This window comes from Anabaenopsis elenkinii CCIBt3563, assembly GCF_015245355.1.
GTDB classification, from domain to species: Bacteria; Cyanobacteriota; Cyanobacteriia; order Cyanobacteriales; family Nostocaceae; genus Anabaenopsis; species Anabaenopsis elenkinii.
Genome location: NZ_CP063311.1, coordinates 512993 through 522690, shown reverse-complemented (window position 1 = coordinate 522690; position 9698 = coordinate 512993). Strand labels below are relative to the sequence as shown.

Genomic DNA, 9698 nt, shown 5'->3' with positions numbered 1-9698 from the left:
CGTTCCATTGCGAGTTGTTCCGTCGGACTGATTAAAGGCATTTTTCTCTCCTCCTCGAAGCTCCTAATTTTCCTTACCAATCCTGTTTGTAACTCCTTGGGCAATGTCATCATTGTATCAATAATCTTAAATAGCTTGATGACATCTGTCTTAGTTAATCCCCGCTCATATAATCCTCGAATAATTTGCCATTTCCATGCTTCCCGCTCTGGGGGGTTACCGGTGGTGGCTTTGGTTTTTAAATGGGCCATGACAATCACCGCAAAGGGGTTAGGGTTAACCTCCAGTTCATCCCAGGGAGATTCATAGTCTAGGAGTTTGGCTATGGGAAATTGAAACCGTAACTCACAATCTAACATCTGGTTTTGGTAACTGTTGGGTCGCCAGTTATTGTCAGTATCTCCTAAAATTGCCAGACCTACCACGAATTGACGATACAAATCAAAAGCACGGTAATTGTAAATGTACATCCGTTGTTGAAAGTCTGTGTCATACTGACTTTGAACTTCAATGTGTATTAATATCCAAGCGGGTTGTTTATCTAATAACCATACCTTGTAGAGTTTATCTGCAATGTAGGTTTGGGTAGTGGATGAGGCGGTGATTTCTTGCAGTTCTTTATCTAATGATTCTGGGGTTCGTGTCCAATCTATGGCATTATAGGCACGGGGAAAGAAGAAAGCTAGGAAACTATCAAAGTATTGGTCTAATGCTTCTTTCCATGGTTCGTCGTAATTGGCTCTGACTGCGGTCATGGGTTAGTTATTCTGGGTTCTTACTGATATTATGCTGTAAGATAGTTTCCCTTATTCCCCATTCCTTCGGTGTTCCCTATTCCCTGTTCCCCATAATGAAAAAAAAATTAATAGAAGTCGCCCTACCCTTAGAAGCAATTAATCAAGAATCAGCCAGGGAAAAATCCATTAGACACGGACATCCTTCTACACTCCATTTATGGTGGTCAAGAAAACCTACAGCCACCTGTAGGGCGGTATTATTTGCTTCCCTAGTAGATGACCCATCTAGTCACCCCGATAAATTCCCCACAGATGCAGACCAAGCACAAGAAAGACAACGGTTATTTGATATCATTGGTAAAATTGTTACCGTTGACAAAAAAGGGAAAGCGGAGCAGGTAGTTAAGGGTTTAGTCTCTTGGGATAGTGTGAATAACCGGGAAATTATCGAAGCAGCCCAAACAGAAATCGCCCGCTGTCTGGCTTGGAGTCGCAACGAAACACCACCCACAGACCCAGTAGAAGTGCGTACATATTTACAAAACTATGCACCCCCCGTTTATGACCCCTTCTGTGGTGGTGGTTCCATACCCCTAGAAGGACAGCGCCTAGGTTTAGTCGCCCATGGTAGTGATATTAACCCCGTGGCGGTGCTAATTACTAAAGCCTTAATTGAAATTCCCCCCAAATTCCAAAATCAACCCCCTGTCAACCCCCAAGCACAAACAGGGTTAAAAACCGCCCAATGGTACGGAGCGCAGGGGTTAGCTGCTGATGTGCGCTATTATGGGGCATGGATGCGGGAGCAAGCTTTTAAAACTATTGGCCATTTGTACCCCAAGGTGAGTTTACCCCAGGAGTATGGGGGTGGGGAAGCAACGGTAATTGCTTGGTTGTGGGCGCGGACTGTGAAATGTCCTAACCCCGCTTGTGGGGCGCAAATGCCTTTGGTAAATTCTTTTAAATTATCTACTAAAAAGGGTAAGGAAGTTTGGGTAGAACCTGTAATTGATAGGAGTCACCAACCCCCTAGGGTGAGTTTTGCAGTCAAAACCGGGGAGGGAACACCACGGGAGGGAACTGTTAACCGCAGAGGGGCGATGTGTGTTTGTTGTGACAGTCCTGTAACCTTTGACCACATCCGCCAGGAGGGGAAAGCAGGAAGAATGAACGCTCAGTTAATGGCTATTGTGGCGGAGGGTCAAAAGCAACGGTTGTATATTTCCCCGAATCAGGAGCAGATCGAGGTGGCTTTGTCTGCAAAGCCAGAATGGAAACCAGAGGCAAATTTACCACACAATCCGCGAGATTTTAAAACACCAAATTATGGAATGCGTACTTATGGTGATTTATTCACCCCTCGTCAGCTTGTCGCCTTAACCACCTTCAGCGATTTAGTCACCCTCGCCAGGGAACAGGTCAAACTGGATGCTGTAGCTGGGGGTATGACTGATGATCATTTACCACTGTCTGAGGGGGGTATGGGTGCGACAGCTTACGCCGATGCTGTAGCGACTTATTTGGGGTTTGGGGGCAGTCGTTTAGCTGACAGAAATTCAAGTATTTGTTCTTGGGATATTAGCAGAGATAGCACAAGAAATACATTCGCCCGTCAAGCTATTCCCATGACCTGGGATTTTGTAGAAGCTAACCCCTTGAGTGATTCTACAGGTAACTTTGGCGGTGCTGTTGACTGGATATCAGCAGTCATAGAATTAAGAAATACTGACACCCCTGGCTTAGTTAAACAACATAATGCAGCCCAAAAATTACATTTAAACTCTCCGGTTATCTCCACAGACCCCCCATACTACGATAACATCGGCTATGCAGACTTAGCAGACTTCTTTTATGTCTGGTTGCGCCGTTCCATCGGCAAACTTTACCCAGAAATTTGCAGCACCTTACTAGTACCCAAAGCACAGGAACTAGTCGCCACCCCCTACAGATTTGGCGGCGATAAACAAAAAGCTAAAGAATTTTTTGAAACTGGTTTAGGTGAAGCTTTTAGCAGAATGCGAGAAACCGCACATCCTGAATATCCAGTTACTATTTATTACGCCTTTAAACAGTCAGAAACAGAAACTAGTAAAAATAACGAAACTGTCACCGCTTCCACTGGGTGGGAAACCATGCTAGAGGGTTTAATCCAAGCTGGGTTTACCATTGTCGGTACTTGGCCAATGCGGACAGAATTAAGTAACCGCAGTGTCGGTATTGGTACCAACGCCCTGGCCTCCTCCATTGTCCTTGTCTGTCGTCCCCGTCCAGAAACCGCCCCTTCCGCCACCCGTCGCCAATTTCTGCAACAACTCAAGCGGGAACTCCCAGAAGCAGTGGAAAAACTGCAACAAGGTAACATCGCCCCGGTGGATTTAGCCCAAGCTAGCATTGGTCCGGGTATGGGTGTGTTCTCTCGTTACACCAAAGTTTTAGAAGCTGACGGTTCTGCTATAGGAGTACGTACCGCCCTACAATTTATTAATCAAATGTTGGATGAATACCTCACAGAACAGGAGGGAGAATTTGACCTAGAGACCCGCTGGGCTTTGATCTGGTTTGAACAACATCAATTTAATGAGGGACTCTACGGGGAGGCGGAAACCCTCTCTAAAGCCAAAAATATCACTGTTCAAGGGTTGGTAAATGGCGGTATTGTCTCCGCAGAAGGTGGAAAAGTGCGACTACTGCGCCGGGAAGAGTTACCACAGAGTAGCAACCCCACCAAGTCACACTGGTTAATTACCCAAAACCTGATCCACACCCTAGATAAAAAAGGGGAAACCGGCGCCGCCACAGTATTATTTGAGTCCAAAGTTGTGTGGGAAATCTTAAAAGACTTAACCTATCGCTTATATAATATTTGTGACAAAAAAGCCTGGATACAAGAAGCCACTGCTTACAACAGCCTAGTAGTTTCCTGGTCGGAAATTTGCCGCCTAGCAGCTCACAAGGAACCGGACACCCTACAAGGAGAATTATTTTAACTACCTTATTCCAGTCGGATTCATCCGACTTCAGCTATCAGACAGGGGTTTTTAACTCCTGGGACATTGGACATATTGGCTACAAGATTGACAAGAATAAGATTTGTAATTTATTGGTCTAAAAAATTTGAATACACATCTCACTAGTTGCAATAGTTGCAAAATATACTATATATTAGTTTTATATCCAGTGCTAGCTTATAGCTAAAAATTACCAACATTTCCAAACTTGACTCCCCAATTCTCACAGATGGCTTTGACTTGGGGTGTAAGTTGTCATTGAAAAAAATAGGAATTAACAGTTATACTAAGTACACACCAACAATGACTATCAGTAACCGGGAACGAGTAGGGAGAGCTTTAGATTTACTGCAAAAAGGCTTGTATCCTTTTTTAGAAAGGGAAATGCAGGCAAAATACGGCGATAATTGGGTAGCTGCTGCTGCTTCTTTTGTGTCAGAAGACCGGACTCTACGCCGTCCTGCGGCTCAAATGCTCAAGCAGGATATTGCAGAAGTCCTCAATGTGGTGTGGAATAGGTGGCATGAGGTATTTAACCAAACTCTGGGGAATGCGGAAAGAAATTTAATTGGGGAGTTAAAACTTACCCGCAACGCCTGGGCGCATAATCAGCCATTCTCTACAGATGATACCTACCGCGCCTTAGATAGTATTAACCGTCTTTTGACTGCTATTTGCGCCCCAGAAGCAGATACCGTCGAAAAGCAAAAACAAGAACTATTGCGCATCCGGTTTGAGGAACAAGCGCGCAGGGAAACCCGCAAAGCTGCTGCAACCTCTGTAGAAACCCATCCCGTTGGCGGTCTTAAACCCTGGCGAGAAGTGGTCACCCCCCACCCAGATGTTACTTCTGGTCGCTTTCAACAAGCGGAATTTGCTGCGGATCTTTGGCAAGTTTACAAGGATGAGGGTTCCGATGAGTACCGCTTACCTACGGAATTTTTTCGCCGCACCTATTTAACTGAAGGACTTAAACAACTACTGCTGAATGCTTTACGGCGATTTGCTGGCCAGGGTGGTGATCCGGTAATTGAATTACAAACTAATTTCGGTGGGGGTAAAACCCACGCTATGCTGGCATTATATCATCTGTGCTTTGGTGTTCCTCTCAAAGACCTACCGGAATTGGAACCGGTTGTAACCACTGCGGGGGTGTCGGAGTTACCAAAGAATGTGAAAACTGCGGTGATAGTAGGTAACAAAATATCGCCGGGTAAACCAGATACAAAAAAAGATGGTACTGTAGTTAGAACCCTGTGGGGAGAAATAGCTTGGCAATTGGGGGGTAAAGAAGGTTACGAGATGTTGCGGGAAACAGACGAAACCGCTACTAACCCTGGGGATATTCTCAAAGATTTATTTAACCGCTATGCTCCCTGTTTAATTCTGATTGATGAGTGGGTAGCCTATGGGCGACAACTCCATGATGATAATATTTTACCGGGTGGGAGTTTTGATACCCATTTTACTTTTGCCCAAACTCTGAGCGAGTCTGCTAAGAATGCTGACCGGACTTTGTTGGTGGTGAGTATACCCAGTTCTAATATTGAAGTTGGGGGGGAAAAGGGTAAGGAAGCTCTGAACCGGTTAAAAAATGCCATTGGTCGGGTTGAGTCTCCTTGGCGACCTGCTAGTGCGGAGGAAAGTTTTGAGATTGTCCGTCGTCGTTTGTTTCAAAACCTGACAGACCCTAATTTATTCGTAGCTCGTGATGCTGTGGTGCGGGCTTTTAGCGAAATGTATCGCAACCAACCCCAGGAGTTTCCCTTAGAATGTCGAGAATCTGACTATGAACGCCGCTTAAAACAAGCTTATCCCATTCATCCGGAATTGTTTGACCGTCTGTATAATGACTGGTCTAGCTTGGATAAATTCCAACGGACTCGGGGAGTATTGCGACTGATGGCTAAGGTAATTAGTGTACTCTGGGAACAAGGCGATCGCTCTTTGATGATTTTACCAGCCAATATTCCCATGGGGGAAAGTCAAGTACAGTCAGAACTCACCCGCTACCTAGAAGATTCCTGGGTTCCAGTAATTGAAAAAGATGTGGATGGGAGCAACTCCCTCCCCATGCTTTTAGAAGCTCAAAACACTAACCTAGGGAAATACTCCGCCTGTCGCCGTGTTACCCGCACTATTTACCTGGGTTCTGCTCCCACCTTACAAGCAGCAAACCGGGGTTTAGAAGACCGCAGAATTAAACTTGGTTGTGTTCACCCCGGTGAAAGTGTAGCCATCTTTGCAGACGCTCTGCGCCGTCTGAGTGACCAAGCTACCTATATATATGTCAGTGATGGTAATCGTTATTGGATATCTACCCAACCCAACGTCACCCGTACCGCTCAAGACCGCGCCCAACAAATCAGCGGAGACACACACCGAATCTGGGAAGAAATTACCAGCAGAATGACAAATGATAAAGAGCGGGGTGAATTTGCAGGAGTACACATAGCCCCCACCTCCAGCGCAGACATTCCCGATGATGAAAACATGGGAGTACGGTTAGTAGTTTTAAGTCCCCAATATAGCCACAATAGCAAAGCTAAAGATAGCCCAGCCCTACAAAAAGTAACAGAAATCCTCTCTTACAAAGGTGCTAGTCCCCGCTATTGTAAGAATTTACTATTATTCCTGACAACAGATAAAACTAAACTAGATAGTTTAGTCCAGTGCGTTTGTCAATTTTTAGCCTGGGATTCCATCATCAAAGAAAAAGACTCCTTAAACTTGGATGTCTCCCAAACCAATCAAGCCCAACAAAAGCAACAACAAGCTGATAGAAATGTGAAGCTTCTACTTCAAGACACCTATCAATGGTTATTAGTTCCCCAGCAACCAGACCCACAAGATCCCATCACTTGGGAAGAAATTCGCATCCCAGGCGAAGATTCTCCCATCCTGCGAGCTAATTTTAGATTCCTTCACGAAGAACAGCTAATACTCAAGTATTCCGCCACCCGTCTGCGTCTAGAAGTGCTTGACTCTTACATCTGGACCAACGCCAACCATATTGACCTCAAAACACTATGGAAATACTTCACCCAATATCCCTACCTACCCCGCCTCAAAAATCAACAAGTCCTACTCGATGCTGTTCAAGAAGGAGTAGGAGCACTACTATGGAAAGAATACTTCGCCTACGCCACGGGTTACGACGAAGATAAAAAACATTATTTAGAGTTAAAAGCCTGTGAAGGAATTACACCCACTCTCAACAGCCCAGGTTGCTTAGTTAAAGCCGAAATTGCAGAGCAACAACTACAGCAAAGTTCAACCTCACTACAACCCCCAACCCCAGTCACCCCCAATCCAACCAATATTAACATCAACTCCCCCACTCTATCGGTTCAGGAACGGGGAACAGAATACACCCCTTCCCCACCTGCTCCACAACTGCGGCGTTTTTACGGCTCGGTCAATTTAGACCCCCAGCGGGTGATTAGGGATGCGGAACAGATAACTAATGAGGTTCTGCAACATATGGGGGGTTTAGTGGGTGCTGATGTCACGGTCACTCTAGATATTCAAGTCCAATTACCCGATGGTGTCCCAGATTATATAATTCGCACAGTTACTGAAAATTGCCGGACTCTCAAATTTAAAAGTTACAATTTTGAGCAAGAGTAACCAAACCTTCTTTGGCTGCTGTTGTGCGTCAACCACTAGGTGTTAAAATTAAATCGAGAATTTCCAGGCTCAGAACCTTTGTATACTCTAGGTTTCGAGTGTTTTTACTCGTTTTGAGGTTGACGCATTCTCGGCAAGTTTGACCAGATAAGGGTTTGAGGGATTTTTTTTGATGCTACTGTTGACAGCAGGATGTCCGAAAGGTTATATTGTCTCTAGGTTGACGGAACAGAACCTTGAAAACCAAATATATCAATGTTTCCCAGGGTGGCGGTCACAATTACCTATAATCCCTATCAGGGATTGAAACTCTTTTTTGCAATGCACTTAAACCTCTTACAGCGTGTATGGTCACAATTACCTATAATCCCTATCAGGGATTGAAACAATTCCTCCTAGGAGCGCCAGCCATTTATGGGTCACAATTACCTATAATCCCTATCAGGGATTGAAACAAAAATGGTAGGCGATGCTGGGATTAACGCCTGTTGTCACAATTACCTATAATCCCTATCAGGGATTGAAACACACTGGGGTCATCCTGTAGCCAGAAGTCTAATTGTCACAATTACCTATAATCCCTATCAGGGATTGAAACGGTTACTCATCAAAGGTGAAAGTTGCACCTGTTTGGGTCACAATTACCTATAATCCCTATCAGGGATTGAAACGAGTATGGCACTAGGTTGATCGCCGATTGCATTCAGCTTGTCACAATTACCTATAATCCCTATCAGGGATTGAAACTTTCAATCATGAATACCGTTGTGATTATAAACCTGAGTATCACAATTACCTATAATCCCTATCAGGGATGGAAAGATAAATAATGAGAATTGCGATCGCCCTAAACCCCCTGACAATCACCCATAATCCCTATCAGGGATGGAAAAGGCGATCGCACGCTGTGGGTGAAGTTTACCCATAATCCCTATTAGGGATTCCAAGTTTTTACAACTCGTCCTTGGAGTTGTTGACCAAGCCAAGGTGTATTACTAGAAAGTGTATAGAGGTTCTGGGGTTCCACCTTCCAGGTTTTCCGTGGGTCAAATAAGATCAGTTCAGCTTTTGCGCCGGGGGTAATTGTACTGGGTTGCTGTTGTAAACATTTTGCTGGGTGAGTACTCAGAGCACCCCATAATTCTAAAGCTGTAAGCTTCTTAGTTTCGACTAAATTTTGCCAGAGTAGGGGTAATGCTAACTCATAACCGATAGCCCCTGGGGGTGAAGAGGCGAAGGCTTGCATTTTTTCCTCATAGGTGTAAGGTGCATGGTCTATGGCGATCGCATCTATCACACCTGTTTTCACCCCTGCTTGTAAAGCCTCCACATCCTTGGGGTTACCTAGGGGAGGTTCTAATTTCAGACTTGAATTATAACTGATTATCGCGCTGGTGTCAAGTAACAAGTGCATCCAAGTAGTGCTGGCGGTGATGGGTAAACCCCCCTCCTTAGCTGAGGCCACCAGTTCCACACTGCGGGCGGTAGAAACCCGCATAATATGTACAGGGGTAGCTGTAGCGGCGACTAACTCTAACAAAGCAGCCAGGGCGCTAGTTTCGGCGCTAGCTGGTACAGGGGGTAAACCTAAACTCAGAGCGGTGACACCTTCGCGGATGACTCCATGACTAGATAAGAGGCGATCGCCCGGGGAGAAGGCGGCTAACTTACCCAAAGGTTGGAGATATTCCAACACCCGGCGCACAAAGCCTAAGTTATCCCACGGTTGACCATCTGTAAAACCCGCGACCCCCGCTGCTGCTAAATCTGCTAATTCTGTCAATTGCTTCCCAGCTAAATCTAGGCTCATAGCGCCCCAAATTTCAACTTGAGGGTATAATTTTAACTCCCCTTCCTTTTGCAAGGGGAGGGGGTGAGGGGGTGGGGTTTGCTGGAACTGTCGGACCATAGCGGGATGGTCAATCACTGGAGATGTATCTGGTAGAATGGTAATTCTGGTAAACCCTCCCGCCGCGGCAGCTTGTAACATTGATGACAGGGTTTCTCGCTGTTCAAATCCCGGTTGACCTGAGTGACTATACAAATCTACTAATCCTGTACCCAGAATTAATCCCTGACCATCTAAGATAGTAGTATCAGCACTGACCTGGGAAATATCCGGGGCGATCGCTGCAATATGATCATTAGCGATGAGTACATCAGCTATGGTGTCAGTTTGAAATTGAGGATTAATTACCCTAACTTTTTTTAACAGTTCGGTCATAGAATTAAATTTTTAAAATTTTTATTTGCAGATGACCACAGAGGAACACAGATAAGTTTGTGTTGTTGCTTGATGTGTATCTGTGGCTTCATGTATAGC

Annotated in this window: 4 protein-coding genes and 1 CRISPR repeat array; of the genes, 2 read left to right on the top strand and 2 right to left on the bottom strand. The window is 45.2% G+C overall.

The annotated features are described in order from the left end of the window. Window positions 1-755 (bottom strand): RpnC/YadD family protein (locus IM676_RS02400; RefSeq protein ID WP_200990051.1); only part of this gene is annotated, 755 nt, incomplete at its 3' end. A gap of 95 nt (window positions 756-850) precedes the next feature. Here IM676_RS02400 and IM676_RS02395 point away from each other — a divergent pair. Beyond that, window positions 851-3724 carry a DUF1156 domain-containing protein gene (locus tag IM676_RS02395; protein ID WP_225880435.1) on the top strand — a complete coding sequence of 958 codons (2874 nt, stop codon included), beginning with the start codon at window positions 851-853 and terminating at the stop codon, window positions 3722-3724. A 324-nt stretch (window positions 3725-4048) separates the two neighbouring features. Beyond that, entirely contained in the window at window positions 4049-7375 is a 3327-nt protein-coding gene (locus tag IM676_RS02385) for a Swt1 family HEPN domain-containing protein (protein ID WP_200988810.1), read from the top strand. Window positions 7376-7648: 273 nt separating this feature from the next. After that, window positions 7649-8268: a CRISPR direct-repeat array (repeat unit 37 nt; unit sequence GTCACAATTACCTATAATCCCTATCAGGGATTGAAAC). A gap of 41 nt (window positions 8269-8309) precedes the next feature. Here the strand turns inward: IM676_RS02385 and IM676_RS02380 are convergent. After that, a complete protein-coding gene (locus tag IM676_RS02380; protein ID WP_200988809.1) occupies window positions 8310-9599 on the bottom strand; it encodes a dihydroorotase in 1290 nt (429 codons plus the stop codon). Between the last annotated feature and the right edge of the window lie 99 nt (window positions 9600-9698).